General features: G+C 66.6%; 9 protein-coding genes. 8 read left to right on the forward strand and 1 reads right to left on the reverse strand.

The features are described 5' to 3' along the window. Positions 1–67 precede the first annotated feature (67 nt). From glmM to DDE10_RS05950, 6 genes are all read left to right on the forward strand, one after another. Positions 68–1,402 carry a phosphoglucosamine mutase gene (gene glmM / locus DDE10_RS05925; RefSeq protein ID WP_114951832.1) on the forward strand — a complete coding sequence of 445 codons (1,335 nt, stop codon included), beginning with the start codon at positions 68–70 and terminating at the stop codon, positions 1,400–1,402. Continuing rightward, positions 1,402–1,632 carry a DUF1272 domain-containing protein gene (locus tag DDE10_RS05930; protein WP_114951833.1) on the forward strand — a complete coding sequence of 77 codons (231 nt, stop codon included), beginning with the start codon at positions 1,402–1,404 and terminating at the stop codon, positions 1,630–1,632. The genes glmM and DDE10_RS05930 overlap by 1 nt, the downstream gene beginning before the upstream one ends. Further along, positions 1,629–2,447, forward strand: coding sequence for a bifunctional hydroxymethylpyrimidine kinase/phosphomethylpyrimidine kinase (gene thiD, locus DDE10_RS05935; RefSeq protein WP_114951834.1), 819 nt, complete (start codon positions 1,629–1,631; stop codon positions 2,445–2,447). The genes DDE10_RS05930 and thiD overlap by 4 nt, the downstream gene beginning before the upstream one ends. A gap of 53 nt (positions 2,448–2,500) precedes the next feature. Next, positions 2,501–3,139: a ribonuclease HII gene (gene rnhB / locus DDE10_RS05940; RefSeq protein WP_114951835.1), complete on the forward strand. Its 639-nt coding sequence runs from the start codon at positions 2,501–2,503 to the stop codon at positions 3,137–3,139. A 185-nt stretch (positions 3,140–3,324) separates the two neighbouring features. After that, positions 3,325–4,488: a site-specific DNA-methyltransferase gene (locus DDE10_RS05945; protein ID WP_114952271.1), complete on the forward strand. Its 1,164-nt coding sequence runs from the start codon at positions 3,325–3,327 to the stop codon at positions 4,486–4,488. A gap of 373 nt (positions 4,489–4,861) precedes the next feature. After that, entirely contained in the window at positions 4,862–5,572 is a 711-nt protein-coding gene (locus tag DDE10_RS05950; RefSeq protein WP_114951836.1) for a response regulator transcription factor, read from the forward strand. A 115-nt stretch (positions 5,573–5,687) separates the two neighbouring features. Here DDE10_RS05950 and DDE10_RS05955 read toward each other — a convergent pair whose 3' ends face one another. Continuing rightward, the gene (locus DDE10_RS05955; protein WP_114951837.1) at positions 5,688–13,727 is read right to left on the reverse strand and encodes a cadherin-like domain-containing protein; all 8,040 of its coding nucleotides are present in this window, start codon (positions 13,725–13,727) and stop codon (positions 5,688–5,690) included. Positions 13,728–13,975: 248 nt separating this feature from the next. Here DDE10_RS05955 and DDE10_RS05960 point away from each other — a divergent pair, with 248 nt between their 5' ends. Further along, positions 13,976–14,668 (forward strand): DUF969 domain-containing protein, encoded by a 693-nt coding sequence (locus DDE10_RS05960; protein ID WP_114951838.1) that lies wholly within the window; start codon positions 13,976–13,978, stop codon positions 14,666–14,668. After that, a complete protein-coding gene (locus tag DDE10_RS05965; protein WP_114951839.1) occupies positions 14,665–15,612 on the forward strand; it encodes a DUF979 domain-containing protein in 948 nt (315 codons plus the stop codon). Before DDE10_RS05960 ends, DDE10_RS05965 begins: the two co-directional genes overlap by 4 nt. The last annotated feature ends 23 nt before the right edge of the window (positions 15,613–15,635 follow it).

Here is a 15,635-nt window from a genome sequence, read left to right on the forward strand (position 1 = left end):
TCGCGCTTTGCCGGGCGCCGCGCTATCAGGCGGCCAAAGGCCAATCTGCCGTAGGGGCTTAGCTCGCATGACACGCAAATTCTTCGGCACCGATGGGATTCGGGGCCGCACCAACCAGATGCCGATGACCGCCGAGATGGCGCTCAAGATCGGCCAGGCCGCCGGAGCCCACTTTCAGCGGGGGGACCACCGCCACCGCGTCGTCATCGGCAAGGATACCCGATTGTCCGGCTACATGATGGAGACGGCGATGATTGCCGGCTTCACCAGCGTCGGCATGGACGTGGTCATGGTCGGGCCGGTGCCGACGCCGGCGGTCGCTTTGCTGACCCATTCGATGCGCGCGGACCTGGGCGTGATGATCTCGGCCAGCCACAACAAATATGTCGACAATGGCATCAAGCTGTTCGGCCCGGACGGATTCAAGCTTTCCGACGAGGACGAGGCGGCGATCGAGGCGCTGCTCGATCAGCCGCCGCGCCTCGTCCCGGCGGAGGAGATCGGCCGCTCGAAGAAGATCGAGGACGCGCGGGGCCGCTATATCCACGCCGCCAAACAGACCTTTCCCGCCGATCTGCGGCTCGACGGTCTCAAGGTCGTGATCGACTGCGCCAATGGCGCCGCCTATCAGGTCGCGCCGTCCGCCCTCTGGGAACTCGGTGCCGAGGTCACGGCGATCGGCGTCGCGCCCAACGGCACCAACATCAACGAGGGCTGCGGATCGACCGATACCGAGGCCCTGCGCCGCAAGGTGCTCGAGGTGGGCGCGGATATCGGGCTGGCGCTCGACGGTGATGCCGATCGCCTGCTGGTGGTCGACGAGACCGGCAGCCTGGTCGACGGCGACCAGCTGATGGCGCTGATCGCCATTTCCTGGCATCGGCGGAATCGGCTGCGCGGCGGCGGCCTGGTCGCGACGGTGATGTCCAATCTCGGCCTCGAGCGCTTCCTGCATGGCCAGGGACTGCAGCTGGAGCGCACCCAGGTCGGGGATCGCTACGTGCTCGAGGCGATGCGCACGAAGGGCTATAATGTCGGCGGCGAGCAATCGGGCCATATCATCCTCAGCGACTATGCCCGGACCGGGGACGGCCTCGTCGCGGCGCTGCAGGTGCTGGCCTGCCTGATCGAGACGGAGCGGCGGGCGAGCGAGACCCTGACCCTTTTCGAGCCGCTGCCGCAGCTGCTCAAGAATGTCCGCTTCGAGGGAACCGCCCCGCTCGCCCAGCCGGACGTGCAGGCCGCCATTGCAGAGGGCGAGGCCAGGCTTGCCGGCCGGGGGCGTCTCGTCATTCGCAAATCGGGGACGGAGCCGCTGATCCGGGTGATGGCCGAGGGAGAGGATGAAGGGCTCGTCGCCGATGTGGTCGAGACGATCTGCGAAGCGGTGAGGGCGGTCTGATGGCGCTGGAGCTCAGGCCCGATTGCGAGCGCTGCGGCCGCGATCTGCCACCGGAAAACGCGGACGCCCGCATCTGCACCTTCGAATGCACCTTCTGCGCCGACTGCGTCGACGGCCCACTCGGCGGCCTGTGTCCCAATTGCGGCGGCAATCTCGAGCGCCGCCCGATCCGGCCCGCGCGCCTGCTCGACAAGCATCCGCCCTCGACGGTCCGCATGGGGCCGCGTTGACTCCCCCGCGCATCCTGATCGTCGCGGGCTCCGATTCGGGCGGCGGCGCGGGTATCCAGGCCGACATCAAGACGGTGACGATGCTCGGCGGCTTTGCCATGACCGCCGTCACCGCGATCACCGCGCAGAACAGCCTGGGCGTTCAGGCCGTTCATCGCATCCCGACGCAGCTGGTGCTCGCGCAAATCGATTCGGTTTGCGAGGATCTTGGCGTCGACGCCGTCAAGATCGGGATGATCGGGTCGGCCGAGACGGCAGCCGCGCTCGCTGATCGGCTGGCGCGGCTGGACGGGGTCCCGATCGTCTTCGATCCGGTGATGGTGGCGAGCAGTGGCGCGGAGCTTGCCGATGCGGCGACGGTCGCAGCGTTCGAGCGGCTGGCCGGCATCGCCACGGTCACCACTCCCAACCTGCCGGAGCTCGAGACGCTGTCGAGCCGACAGATCGCCTCGGCGAAGTCGATGGAGGCGGTCGCACTCGACTATGCCGGCACGATCGGCGCCGCGATCCTCGCCAAGGGCGGTCATCTCACGGAAGCGCCGCTCACCGATTTGCTCGCCGATCCGCGGGGCAGCGTGCGGCGCTGGACATCCGAGCGCATCGACACGCGGGATTCGCACGGCACCGGCTGCACCCTGTCCAGCGCAATCGCGACGGGGCTCGGCCGCGGCCTCTCCCTGGTCGACGCCGTCTCGCTGGCGCGCGATTATGTCCGCGCCTGCATGCTCGCAGCACCCGGCTTCGGGCATGGTCATGGGCCGATGGGGCACGCCCTTGGACGAGTGCCCGTCGAGGATATCCACAGGAAAGAATAGGATAAGCCCGCTTTCACTGGATCGCGGCAGCGCGGCTCAATAGGCTGCCGGCTATGGCGAGACCCTGCTTCAAGCTCGAGAAGGGACATCCGGACCCGGTCGCCGGGGTCGATGAGGCGGGATGCGCGCCGCTGGCCGGGCCGGTCGTGGCCGCGGCGGTGATCCTCGACCGCCACCGCTTTCCGCGCGGGATCGACGATTCCAAGGCCATTCCCGCAAAGACCCGCGAGGCGATCTATGCGCGGCTGCGGACGGTCGCCGTCGTAGGCGTGGGCATGGCCACGGTCGAGGAGATCGACCGTCTCAACATCTTCTGGGCCCGCATGCTGGCGATGGAGCGGGCAGTGGACGCGCTCGGCGTCGAGCCGGCGATGGTCCTGGTCGACGGCAATCGCTGTCCGAGATGGACGCGGCCGTCGGTCGCCATCGTCGACGGCGACGCCAAATGTCGATCCATCGCCGCCGCCTCGATCGTCGCCAAGGTCACACGCGACCGGCTGATGGCGGAATATGCGCGCGATTATCCCGGCTATGGCTGGGAGACGAACAAGGGCTACGGCACCCCGGAACATCAGCGCGCGCTCGAGGCGCTCGGCCCCACCCCGATTCACCGACGAAGCTTCGCACCGGTCCGACAGCTGACGCTTGAGCTCCAGCCGCAACTGCCGGCGGCAAACATCCGCGCGCATTGAGTCTTTCCGGCCACACCTACTTCCCCTTGAGTCGGCTTCGGCGGCGAGGCCACTAGATGTAGCGAAGGACTCCTTCCGTTCCGCTGTTGGTTGACGCGACGTTAACCCTTGCCCCTCATTGTCGCGCCTTGACCCGGGAGTCCGCCTGACTCAGCATGGTCGGCCTGGAAAAGAGGGGGCTGTCGATGGGTGTGGTGGGGCGTGTCGGAACGGCTGAGAGGCCGAAGGCCAGGGGCCGGGCAGCGTCGGATCGTGCCGAAACGGCGGCGGCCATGGCCGATCTGCCGATCGGGCAGATCCTGCAGGACGATTGCATTCGCGCGATGTCGCGCCTGCCCGACGGTTGCGTCGATATGGTGTTCGCCGATCCTCCCTATAATCTGCAGCTAGGCGGGGACCTGTTCCGTCCGGAGGGCAGCCGGGTGGACGCGGTCGACGACGATTGGGACAAGTTCGCGACCTTCGCCGACTATGACGGCTTCACCCGTGCCTGGCTCAAGGAAGCGCGTCGGATCCTCAAGCCCAACGGCACCCTGTGGGTGATCGGGAGCTATCACAACATCTTCCGGGTCGGCGCGGCCCTGCAGGACGCCGGCTACTGGATCCTCAACGACATCATCTGGCGCAAGGCCAACCCGATGCCGAACTTCCGTGGCACCCGCTTCACCAACGCGCACGAGACCCTGATCTGGGCCTCGCGCAGCGAGGATAGCCGATACACCTTCAACTATCGCGCGATGAAGGCGCTGAACGACGATCTTCAGATGCGGTCCGATTGGACCATTCCGATCTGTGCCGGCGGCGAGCGGATGAAATCGGATGGGGCCAAGGCGCACCCGACGCAGAAGCCGGAGGCCCTTCTCTACCGCGTGCTGCTCGCCTGCACCCGTCCGGGCGACGTCGTTCTGGACCCCTTCTTCGGCACCGGGACGACGGGCGCGGTCGCGCGCCGGCTCGGTCGCAACTGGATCGGCATCGAGCGTGAGACCCGTTACGTGAAGGTGGCGCGCGAGCGCATCGATTCGACGCTCGCCCTGGACGAAAGCGCGATGAAGGTGATGGCCTCGAAGCGCTCCCAGCCCAAGGTGCCTTTCGGCCTGCTCGTCGAGAACGGCCTGGTCGCCCCCGGATCCCTGCTCACCGATTCCCGGCGCAGGTGGCAGGCGCGCGTGCTCGCCGACGCATCGATCGAGCTGAACGGTCAGCAGGGTTCGATCCACAGGATCGGCGCCGCTGTGCAGGGCGCGCCTTCGTGCAACGGCTGGATGTTCTGGCACGTCGAGGCCGACGGCGCGCTGCAGCCGCTCGATACCCTTCGCCAGCATTATCTAGACCGGCTTGCGATCTGATGGCATCAGACCATCCGGTCTAGGGGCTTGATTTATCGCGTCGGATGATCCCATCCGACTGGAAATCGCTCTAACGGAGGGCGCGGCCTGAGTGGAACGGAGGGAGCCGGAGGGCTCAGCTTCGGCCATCATGGCGAAACGCATCCCATCCGGCCGCAAGCGCAGCGGGTGGACGATTCTGCGGCGGCGCGATCGGGCTCTGCAACGGTCCATGGGCCACGCGCACGAGCGATAGTCAGCTGGGATCATTGCGGAAGTGACGCGAGGGGCGAATGGCGGTCTGGAGGCGGGAGCATCGGTTCCCGTCCGTAGCGGCCGATGCCCGGTCTCCAGCGCTTCTCATCACCGGCGCGAGCGGCTAGGCCTGACCGGCATGAGCGCGCTCATCCTGCTGGTCGAGGACGACCCCGCCCTCCTGACGTTGCTCCAGGCGTCCGTCTCCTATGGCGGATTCACGTCGGAAAGCGTCGCGAGCGGCAGAGCTGCCCTCGACATTTTCCGGTCTCGATCGTTCGACGCCGTTCTCGTCGACCTGGGCTTGCCCGACCTCGACGGGGGCGAAGTGCTGCGCAAGCTGAGGGAGATGTCGGACGTCCCGATCCTCGTCGTTTCCGGCCGCGACAGCGAACGCGACAAGATCGACGCGCTAGATCGCGGCGCGGACGATTATATCCCCAAGCCCTTCCTTCCCGGCGAGCTGCTCGCCCGGATCCGAGCGGCGCTTCGGCGCCATCAGTCTCAAGGTGCGAGCAAAGAGGGCTCGTCTCCCGATGCGCGCGACCCGATCTGGGTCGGCGCGCTGAAGCTGGACCCTTTCCATCGCACCGCCGAATTGCGTGGCCGCACGACAGTATTGAGCGACGCGGAGTTCAAGATCCTGTGCGCATTGGCCACGAGCGGGGAGGACGTCGTCAGCAAGTCGGCGCTGCTGAAGACGCTCTACGATTCCGACGCGGCCGGGGAGACGCGGATCGTCGAGGTCTACATCTCCAATATCCGTCGAAAGCTCCGCAGCATCGAAGAGGAAGAGGTGATCTTCAACGTCCGCGGACGTGGCTGGAAGATCGTCATTCCCGCTACCTGAGCTCCAATTCACTGTCCGCGCCGCGACATGCGGTCGACAATTCAATTGGCGTTCGACGCGGTTCATCAGCACTATCCGGGACGTCCAGCCGGCTTGCTCCTGTCGCTGCAACGTCCTATCCGACGAAGAAGTCGTATTGGACGATCAACGTCCCCGGGCTCACCGCAGCGAACATGACCGCCGCGGCGGCACCGGTGCCGTCGGGATCGTAATAGATGTTGCCAGTCGCTTGATCGTAGAGGATGCGGTCGTCGGCCTCGAGCGCCGCCGTGCCGAGCTGGAAGGCCCCGCCGAGCGCCCCCCGGCCGGCCTCGGTGAACACATCCTCGTCGAGCACGAACCGGTCCTCGCCGCTTACGAAATCGTAGATCCGGCCGGTGTTCGAGGCGGCGGGCCGTGCGTTGAACACGAAGTCGTCCGAGCCGTCTCCGCCGATGAGCGTGTCGAGACCTGAGCCGCCGATCAACATGTCGTCGCCGCCGCCCCCTATCAGCAGGTCGTCGCCGCCATAGCCGGCCAGGTAATTGTCGCCGGCGTTGCCGACGATCTTGTTGTCGGACGCATTGCCGCGACCCGACAGGTCGCCGCCGCCGAGCAGGGTCAAGTTCTCGACGAAATCCGGCAACCTGTAGCTGATTGTCGTGAGCACGAGGTCCTTGCCACCGCCCGCACCTTCCACGACCACGTCGCCGTCATTGTCGACCCGGTAGGTGTCATTGCCGGCACCGCCCTCCATCGTGTCGGCACCCTTACCGCCATCGAGGAAATCCAAGTCGTTGCCGCCGGAGAGCGTGTCGTCGCCGACGCCGCCATCGAGCTGGTCCCGCCCAGCGCCGCCCGTGAGGACGTCGCTGCCGCCTTCGCCGAACAGCCGGTCGTTGCCGGTTCCTCCATCGAGCGAATCGGCACCGCTGCGCCCGAACAGCGTGTCCTTGCCGGCGCCACCGAACAATGTGTCGCTCCCATTCGTACCAATCAGCGCATCGCCGCCATCCACAGCGTGAATCGTCACGGTGACGGTGGCGGTGCTCCCATTCAGCAAGGTGTAGCTGAAGCTGTCGGTCGCCGAGCTGGGAGCGCCGGTGCCCGTGCCAGCCGGGAGGAGATAGTCGAACCGGCCATCAGGATTGTATGAGAAATTACCATCCGCGTTGACGCGCAGCCTCGCGCCCGACGGCAGCGTGAATGTCGAGCCGACGTTGCCGGCCTGGCCGTTGACCGTCGCCACGATAAGGGCCGGGCCGTCCGGATCGGAGTCGAAGCCTGATCCGTTGTCCGCGAACAGCGTGCCCCGGCTGACCCCGTTCTCCGTGACCGTGACCGCGTCCGGCTGCGCCACGGCGGGATCGTCGACCGGAATGATGTCGAGCGTGACCGTGCGACTGTCCTGCTGGGCGCCGCCGCTCCCGGCGTTGCCATTATCCTGGATGTCGACCGTGAGCGTCACGTCGGCCTCGGCATCCAGGTCGGTGGTGAAGTTCACGTTCGACCCGGCGATGAACGCGTTGATGTCCGCTACCGTCCCGTCCAGGGTCAGTACGCTCGCCGTACCGCCGACCGTGACGCCGCTGCCGCTCGTCGCCGTGAGGGTCCCCGAGGGCACCGACAGAGTCACGGAGACGGTGCTTCCGCCGACATCGACGTCGTCGAAGCTGATGCCGGTCAGCGCCCCGGCCACGTCCTCGATCACCGAGATGCTCACCGGAGCCGTGATCATCGGAACGTCGTTGACCGCGGTGACGTCGAGCGTGACGGTGGTGCTGTCGGTCAGCGCGCCTCCGCTCCCCGTATTGCCTCCGTCGTCGATGGTGACACTTAGCGTCACGTCGGTCGTCGAGTCTTGGGCCGTGGTGAAGGTCACGGCCGAGGCGGCGATGAATGCATTGATGTCGGCCACGGTACCGGTCAGGGTAAGCGCGCTGGCCGTGCCGCCGACCGTAACGCCGCCGCCGCTGGTCGCCGCAAGCGTTCCCGACGGCACCGACAGCGTCGCCGTGATGGCGGTGACGCCGGCGTCGACGTCGACGAAGCTTATGCCGGTCAGCGCGCCTGCCACGTCTTCGCTTACCGTTATACTCGCGGGCGCCGTCACCGACGGCGCATCGTTGGCGGCGGTGATGGTGAGGCTCGCCGTGTCGCTGGCCGCCGAGAAGGCGGTTGCGCCGCCATTCGTCCCGACGTTCACGACATCGCCTTCGGTGCCCGAGCTTCGGTCCCAGGCGCGGAAGGTGATGGCGTTCGTCACGGTTCCGTTGAAGTCCGGGTTCGGCCGGAAATAGAGCCGCGTGTCGGCGTCGGCTGCGAGCAGCAGCGCGGTCGCATCGGCCACGGCCGGCACGGCGGACCAGATGAGCCCGTCGTCGAGCGAGTAGAACCAATCGCCCCCAGTCGAATCGACTCCGGTCAGCGCGATCCCGGTGACGGGATCGTCGTCGGCGACATTGTCGAGGCCGCCGGCGACGGAATCGAGATCGACCAGTGCGCTCACCAGCGTGCCCACCACCCCCGATGGCGCCGCCGCGTCCTCGGCGAGGGCGTCGAGGACGACGGCGGCGTCGCTCAGCGTCGGCGCGTCGTTCACGGCACCGATGTCGATCAGGACGTTGGCGCTGTCGGTGCCGGCGAGTCCGTCATTGACGGTGATCGTGACGGTGCGCTGCAGCGTCGATGGATCGGTCTGATTGCTGTTGGTGTAGGTCAGTGCTCGGATCAGCGTCGTTGCCGCGGCCGGCGTCGCGTCCGTGGTGTCGAACGCAATGACCAGTGGTGTGCCGGCGGTGCCGTCGGACGTGATCGTTCCGAGCGCAACGCCCGCCACCGAGACGATGCTGCCGACGGTGATTCCCGCGGAGACGCTCACCGTCCCGGCGGTGCTGAGCGCGAGCACATCCTCGGCGGCAGCGTTGCCGGTGACGGCGACGGTCAGGCTGCCGCCGTTGAAGTTCGGCTGGTCGTCGGTCACGATCGCCGCCAGCTGCGGTGCGCTGGAATCGTCGAGCAGAATGGCGGTCCCGCCCTCGGTGAAGGCGGCGACGTCGCCGTCGAGATTGGTGAGGTCCGGCGGCGGGTTGGAGAGGAAGCCGAAGTCCAGCGTGTCGTTTACGTCGAGCTGCCCGGTGCCGTCGTCGTCGGTCTCGCCATCGTAACTGAGCGTGATCGTCTTGCTGAAAGCCGGCTGGCCGTCCGCGCGCACGCCATTATCGTCATTGTCGACATCATTGTCCGGGTCGAGTGGCTCGGCGGCGCCGAGCGACGAGATCTGCAGGCTCTCAAGCGCGCCTCCGCCCTGGAAATTGCCGAGGTCGACGCGAACGATGTAATTGCCCTGGGCGAGACTGGTGAAGCTGTAACTGCCGTTGACGTCGGTCGTCGCGGTGGCGATGGCGGTTTGGCTATCCGCGACATTGTCGTTATTCGCGTCGACGAGCAGCGACAGGTTGACATTGGCGACACCGGCTTCGGTCCCGTCGCGGCTGCCGTTATTGGCACTTCCGCCGCCCGCGCCATCGTCGCTCCAGATCGTGCCGGCGAGGGTCAGCGAGTCGACGTCGAGCGGCTCGACGGCGCTCTGCTGCGGCGTCCCGAGGCCGTCATAGGTGAATTCCGTAGAATTGCCGAATGACGGGATCACGCCATTGACGAAACTGTCGACGGTCGACCTGTAAACGATCCGGACCGCACTGCCTGCCGGCAGGACGGGAATAGCGGGCACGGCGACGACGAAGGCCTCATGCCCGGGATGCGTCAGGTCGGCGCCGACGAGGTCGTCGGCGCCCGGCAGCCGCCGTTCGCCGATAATGGCATGACCGTACATCAGCTCGTCGGCATGGACGCCGTTGAAATCGTCCGACAGCCCGATCTGGTGGCCTAGCTCGTGCATCAGCACGGTGAGCAGGTCCATACGGCCTTCGGCCGGTCCGTCGGCGTCGGCGCGCAGTCTCGTGCCGCTGCCGCTATACTCCGTGTCCTCGGCGGGACTGGTGTCGAGGAACCAGCCGTGGCCGGCCCCGTCGCTGTCGATCAGAATGGAGCCGGGCTGGCTCGAGCCGAGATAGAGGCCGGCCATGTGGGCGACGTCGATCGTGGTGGCGCGCATTGCCGCCACCTGCTCCGCGGTGGCGCCGGCCCCGATCCAGCGCTGGATCGCCGCTTCCACGAGATAATCGAGCTCGCCCCGGCTGAGCACGCCATCGTCGACGATGACCGGATGGACCGGCGGTTCGGGTTCGCCGAGTGGCGGCGGAGGCGGCGGCGGTGGCGGTGGCGGTGGTGGGGGAGGCGGAGCCGGCGTCTGGGTGCCGTCACCGCCGGGCGACGAGGTCCCGGATCCGTCGTCCGTCGGGTCGCCGCCGGGTGCCGGAGTTCCGGAGAGGATGGCGCCGGTCGGCAGGTCGGCTTCCGTCCCGTTCGGAGCCGGCTGGGTGAGATTGCCGGCGGTCGGGGTCACGTCGTCGGTGGAGCCCAGCACTCCGGGCGGGCCGCTGCTGCTATTGCCACGGCCGGCGAGATAGGTGGAGAAGTCGCCGCCAAAGCCCGGCAAGACTAGGCTGTCGTTCGGTCCGATCACGCCTTGCGCATAGACCCCGGAAATCCCCGCCGGCGTGGCGGTGTCGATGTTGAAGACATTGTTGTTGATGTCGGCGCGGATCGTGCCGAACTCGTTGGCGATGCCACCGGTGATGAGCGCGAGCGCCGTCGCGACGGCGCCGGCGACCTCGTCGACATTGTTGTTGTTGATCGTGGCCTCGACCACCGACTTCCCCGGTGTCTCCCCGCGCGTGGCGGCGATGTAGATAGCGGCGACGCCGCCGACGATGTCGCGGATCTGGTTGTTGGAGATGGTGGTGTAATGGGTCAGGCTGCCGGTGCTGCCCGCCAGCGGCTCGTTGCGGATGAAGATCGCGCTGCCGCCCTCGCTCGACCCGGTCGTTGCCTGTGTCGGATCGCCGGCGGGCCCGCCGCCATTGTTGGTGCCGACCGTGTTGTTGTCGATGAAGCCTCGGATCGTCCCGCCCGAAGTGCTGGTGAAGCTGGCGGCGATCACCGATCCCTTCGAGCCGGTGAACTGGTTGCCATGGATGTCGTAATCCACGGACCAGGCGCCGCCGCCGGCCTGGCCGCCGACGAGCACGCCGATGCCGCCGGCCGCCGCGATGTTGGGATGACCATTGTTGAATTGGCTGTTCTGGACCGTGATCTCGTGCCGGGACTGGCCGTTGGCGTCGGTCTGGATGGCGTCGCCGCGCCAGCCGGTGAACTGGACGCCGTCGACGAGCATGAACAATTGCGAGCTGCCGCTGGTCGACACCAGGATGGAATCGTTGCCGGAATTGGTCGTGCTGTTGTTGCCGAACACGGCCTGCTGCGCCGCCGTATCCCGCACGAACAGGTTGAGCGTTCCGCCGGTATTGACGATCTTGAGATTGTCCGAATAGCCGCCGGAGATATTGTTGCCTTCGAACAGGCCGACCCCGCCGAGGTTGGTGAAGTTGATGGCGCCTTCGTCCTCGGCGCCGTCGGTGTCGCCGTGCGTGCCGCCGACCGTCGAATTGCGCAGCGTGAAATTGTCGACGTCGGAGCCGCGGATCGCGAAATTCTGGTGGCTGCCGCTGAACGTCATGTTCGAGAGCGAGATGTTGTCGGTATTGTTCGCGTAGAAGCCGACGCCCGTCCCGTAGTTGAGGTCGGTGCCGCTGATCGTCCCGCCGATCGTGCCGCCCGAACCCGCCGTGGTCCCGGTGCCGGTGATGGTGAATCCGCCGTTGCCGGCATTGTCGAGGAAGATGGCGGTCGAGCTTCCACCCGTCTTGGTGACGCTCTGCAGAACGATGCCGCCGCTGTCCGTCTCGTCGAGATTGACGGCGCGGCCGGTACCGACCGACACGCTGTTGTTGCCGCCGCTGATGGTCAGGGTCGCGGCGGCGTTGGTCGCGTTGATGCCGGTGCCGCTGGTCGTGTCGATATCGAGGTTGCCGCCGCTGAAGGTGACGTTGGCGGCGCCGCTGCCGGTGAGACCGAGCGCGTCCGAGCCGCCGGTATTCAGCGTCTTCGTCGAACCCGAGAAATTGATCGCGCCGGCGGTCGTGCCGTCGATGAGGACGCCACTGTCCAGCCCACCCGTGGCGGAGAGGGAGCCGCCGAGATTGACGGTCCCGGTATGATCGCTGATCTGGACGACGTTGCCGGCCGTCGTCTTGGTCAGAGCTGCATTGACCGTGACCGCGCCCGTCCCCCCGGAGATGAGCAGCGCGTCGCCGCCGGGATCGTTGGTGGCGCCGATCGTGCCGCCCGAAACGGTCACGGCATTGGTGGCGCTGGTGACCGAGAGGCCGTTGCCGCCGACGCCATCTATGTCGACGCTGGTGAAGGTTACGGTGCCGTTGGCTCCGCTGAGCTCGATGCCGTCGCCCGAACTGGCGATGCTGGAATCGATCTGCGTGCCGGCGAAGCTGAAGTTGGCGCTCGATCCGCCGGAGATACGGATGCCGTCGACTCCGGCTGCCAGGCCGTCGATGTCGACGGTGCCGCCCGCGAACGTGCCGCCGGACACGCCGTCCAGATTGTCGATTGCGATGGCGGCGTTGCCGGCGACGGTGCCGCTGGTCAGGGCGCCGAATTGCATGCCGGCGGTGGATCCGTTGGCGATGTTGGCGATCGTTCCGGCCGCCGTCGTGATCGAGTTGTTGCCGCCGGTGACGTTGAGCGTGCCCCCGCCGGTGAAAGTGAGCCCTGTGCCCGTGCCGGTGGTGATGTCGAGGCCACTGCCCGCAGCGTTGAAATTGACGGTGCCGCTATTGTTGGTCACCGTCACGCCATTGCCGCCCCCGGCGCCAGCACTGATGAAGCTCTGGCCGGTAAAGCTGATCGTGCCGGCATTGCCGTCGAGCAGGATGCCGGCCTGGCCCGCCGCCAGCGCGCCCTCGGTGAGCGTGCCGGACAGGGTGACGCTGCCTCCGGTCCGGTCCTGGATCTCGACCAACGACCCGGACGGATTGGTCACCGAGGCGCCGATGCTGATGGTGGCGCCGCCGCCGGATCCCGCGGTGCCGCCGCCGGCCGCGCCGATCAGGATACCGGTGCCGGCGGACGTCTGAATAAGGCCGCCGTCGACGTTGAAGGTTCCGGTCACGCCTTGGAGGTGGATGCCTTCGCTCGTCGAACTGCTCGAATTCAGGCTATCGATGTCGACGGCAAGGGTGCCGCCCTGGTCGATGTCGATCGCCTTGCCGTTGCCGCCGATATTGGTGTCGGCGATGGTCAGCGAGCCGACGCTGCCATTGCCGTCCTGGATGGCGATGCTGCCGCCGACGCCGCCGTCGAGATCGATGCCTTCGATCGTGTTGTCGGTGGAGAGCGTGACGCCGTAATCGTCGAAGTTGATCGTGCTGTTGTTGGTGCTCGTGCCGATCGACAGGCCGTTGACGGAGAGGGTGGCGCCATCGCCGAACAGCTTCTGTCCGCCCTCGAGCGTGATTCCTCCGTCATAGGCGTCGGCACCCTGATCGTGGATGAAGATCGTTTCTCCGGCCGCGTCGACATCGTCGTTGGTGGTGCCGTCGCCGGTGACGCCGTTCAGCTCGGTGAGTTGGGTGAACGGCCTGAGATAGGAGCCGTCCGGGCCGCCATTCTCGCCGCCATAGCCCGAGTCGACGTACCAGACGACGTCGGTGATGTTGAAGGTCACCAGCGTCGAGCCGACGCTGGTCACGCCGTCGGCGTCGGTCAGCGCATATTCGAAGCTCGCGGTCGCGCCGGCGTCGAGTCCGGTGGTGGGGGTGAAGGTGTAGGTGCCGTCGCCATTGTCGACGAGGCCGCCGTTGGTGACGTTGGAAGTGCTGATCGTCAGGTTCGGCGTGACGTCGTCGGGATCGAGATCGTTGCCGAGCAACTGATTGAGGGTAAAGGTGATCGGCGTGTTGCCGGTGATGTTGAACGCATCGTCGACGCCGATCGGGCCGATCAGGACCGAATCGGGATCGATCGTAAGGCCGTTCTCCGTCTCGGTGACGATCAGGTTGTTTGCCGGATCCGTGCCCAGATTTTCCAGGATGATCGTGTGGAGAAAGACGTCGCCGGGATCCGCCTGACCGTCATTGTCGGCATCGCCGCCGGGCGCGAAGGTGCGCGCACGGGTCACGGTGATCGAAACGGGCATGTCCGCTATCCCCTTCCGAGCCGCTCAATCCTACCCGCAATGCGACTCCAGTCCTCCAGATGCCACAATTCAAGGAACAACCCAATTGAATAGAAGACATCGAGTCCTGCCCAAACGGGTAGCAGTCTCGCCCAAGAATGGGTGGCCGATCGTGCGATTTTATCTGACCGGGCCCGATGCTAGGCCGTCGACATGAGCATAGATCAGGAAGTTGATGCACGGCCGCCGTCGATCGGGCCGACACGCGCATGACCCAATATCTGCCACTTGCGGGTATCCTTATTGTCATCGTCGGCTTCGCGCTCAGGCTCAACCCGATGCTTGTCGTCCCCGTCGCGGCCCTCGCCACCGGACTGCTTGCCGGAATGGATCTGGTCGAAGTCGTCTCGAGCCTCGGCAAGGCCTTCAACGACAATCGGATCATCATCATTCCTTGGCTTGTGCTGCCGGTGATCGGTCTCCTCGAGCGCTACGGCTTGCAGCAACGGTCGCGCGCCTTGATCTCAAGTTTCCGCGCGGCGACGGCGGGGCGGTTGCTGCTGCTCTATCTGCTCTACCGCCAGATCATCTCGGCCATAGGTTTGCATTCGACAGCCGGGCATCCTCAGACCGTGCGGCCGCTGGTCGCCCCGATGGCCCTGGCCGCCGCGGAGAACCAGGCGGATCTCGATCGCGGGATGGCGGAGCGCGTGAAGGCGCAAGCCGCGGCGACCGACAATGTCGGCTTGTTCTTCGGCGAGGACATCTTCTTCGCGATCGGTTCCATCGTGCTGATCCAGCAGACATTGGCGGCGGCGGGCTATGCATTGCGGCCCCTCGACCTCGCTGTGTGGGCGATTCCGACCGCCATCGCCGCCTTCGTGATCCATGGATCCAGACTGCTCCTCATGGATCGGGAACTGCGGGCGATGGGTCGGGCGGCAGGGAAGCGGCGGCCGTGATATCCATCTCCTGGGTCTATGGCCTGGCCGGCCTGATGTTCGCCGCCTTTGCAATCCTGAGCGCTCTCGACCGCTCCAATCGTCGACGCTTCGGCAATGCCGCTTTCTGGGGACTGGTGGCGGCCAGCCTCCTGGCCGGGGATTTGCTCGGTGATTTCGCCAATGGCTGTCTTGTCCTCGGGCTGGCGGGGCTCGCAACCTTGAACCTGATCGGCCGGGGCGAGCCGGCGACGAGCGAGGCCGAGCGCGCCGAGGCCGGCGCCCGCTACGGCAACCGGCTCTTCCTGCCCATCTTGGTCGTCCTGCTCACCGCCGTGCTCGGAACCCTGATCTATCTCTATACGCCGATCGGCCGGTCCGGCCTGCTTCAGCCGAACAGGGAGACGTTCATTCTCCTCGCGGCGGGAGTTCTGCTCGCGCTCGCCATCGCCTTCGCCTGGTTGCGGCCCCCATTATTGGCGCCGCTTCAGGAGGGGCGGCGGCTTATCGATGCCGTCGGCTGGGCGGCCGTGCTGCCGCTGATGCTCGCGGCGCTCGGCGTGGTCCTGGCACAGACCGGCGTCGGCCGCACGATCGGGAGCCTGGTGGTCGCGGTGATCCCGCCGGACAGCCTTTTCCTGACGGTCGCCGCCTACGGGATCGGCATGGCGCTCTTCACCATTCTCACCGGCAATGCCTTCGCTGCCTTCCCAGTCCTCGCCGTGGCCATCGGGATTCCGCTGCTCATCCAGGGGCATGGCGGCGATCCGGCGGTCATCGGAGCGATCGGCATGCTCGCCGGCTTCTGCGGCACGCTGATGACGCCGATGGCGGCCAACTTCAATCTCGTGCCCGCCGCCCTGCTCGAGCTCGACGATGTCTATGGCGTGATCAAGGCCCAGGTCGCCACCGCCCTGCCGCTGCTAGCGGTGAACATCCTGCTCATCTACTTCCTCGCATTCTGACCGGGCCCGGGAGACCGCCATCC

Origin of the sequence: Sphingosinicella terrae, from assembly GCF_003347635.1 — a bacterium.
GTDB classification, from domain to species: Bacteria; Pseudomonadota; Alphaproteobacteria; order Sphingomonadales; family Sphingomonadaceae; genus Allosphingosinicella; species Allosphingosinicella terrae.

Bases quoted from the DNA above. Each gene is read 5' to 3' on its own strand.
- glmM (WP_114951832.1), top strand. From the start codon at position 68: ATGACACGCAAATTCTTCGGCACCGATGGGATTCGGGGCCGCACCAAC.
- DDE10_RS05930 (WP_114951833.1), top strand. From the start codon at position 1,402: ATGGCGCTGGAGCTCAGGCCCGATTGCGAGCGCTGCGGCCGCGATCTG.
- rnhB (WP_114951835.1), top strand. From the start codon at position 2,501: ATGGCGAGACCCTGCTTCAAGCTCGAGAAGGGACATCCGGACCCGGTC.
- DDE10_RS05945 (WP_114952271.1), top strand. From the start codon at position 3,325: ATGGGTGTGGTGGGGCGTGTCGGAACGGCTGAGAGGCCGAAGGCCAGG.
- DDE10_RS05950 (WP_114951836.1), top strand. From the start codon at position 4,862: ATGAGCGCGCTCATCCTGCTGGTCGAGGACGACCCCGCCCTCCTGACG.
- DDE10_RS05955 (WP_114951837.1), bottom strand. From the start codon at position 13,727: ATGCCCGTTTCGATCACCGTGACCCGTGCGCGCACCTTCGCGCCCGGC.
- DDE10_RS05960 (WP_114951838.1), top strand. From the start codon at position 13,976: ATGACCCAATATCTGCCACTTGCGGGTATCCTTATTGTCATCGTCGGC.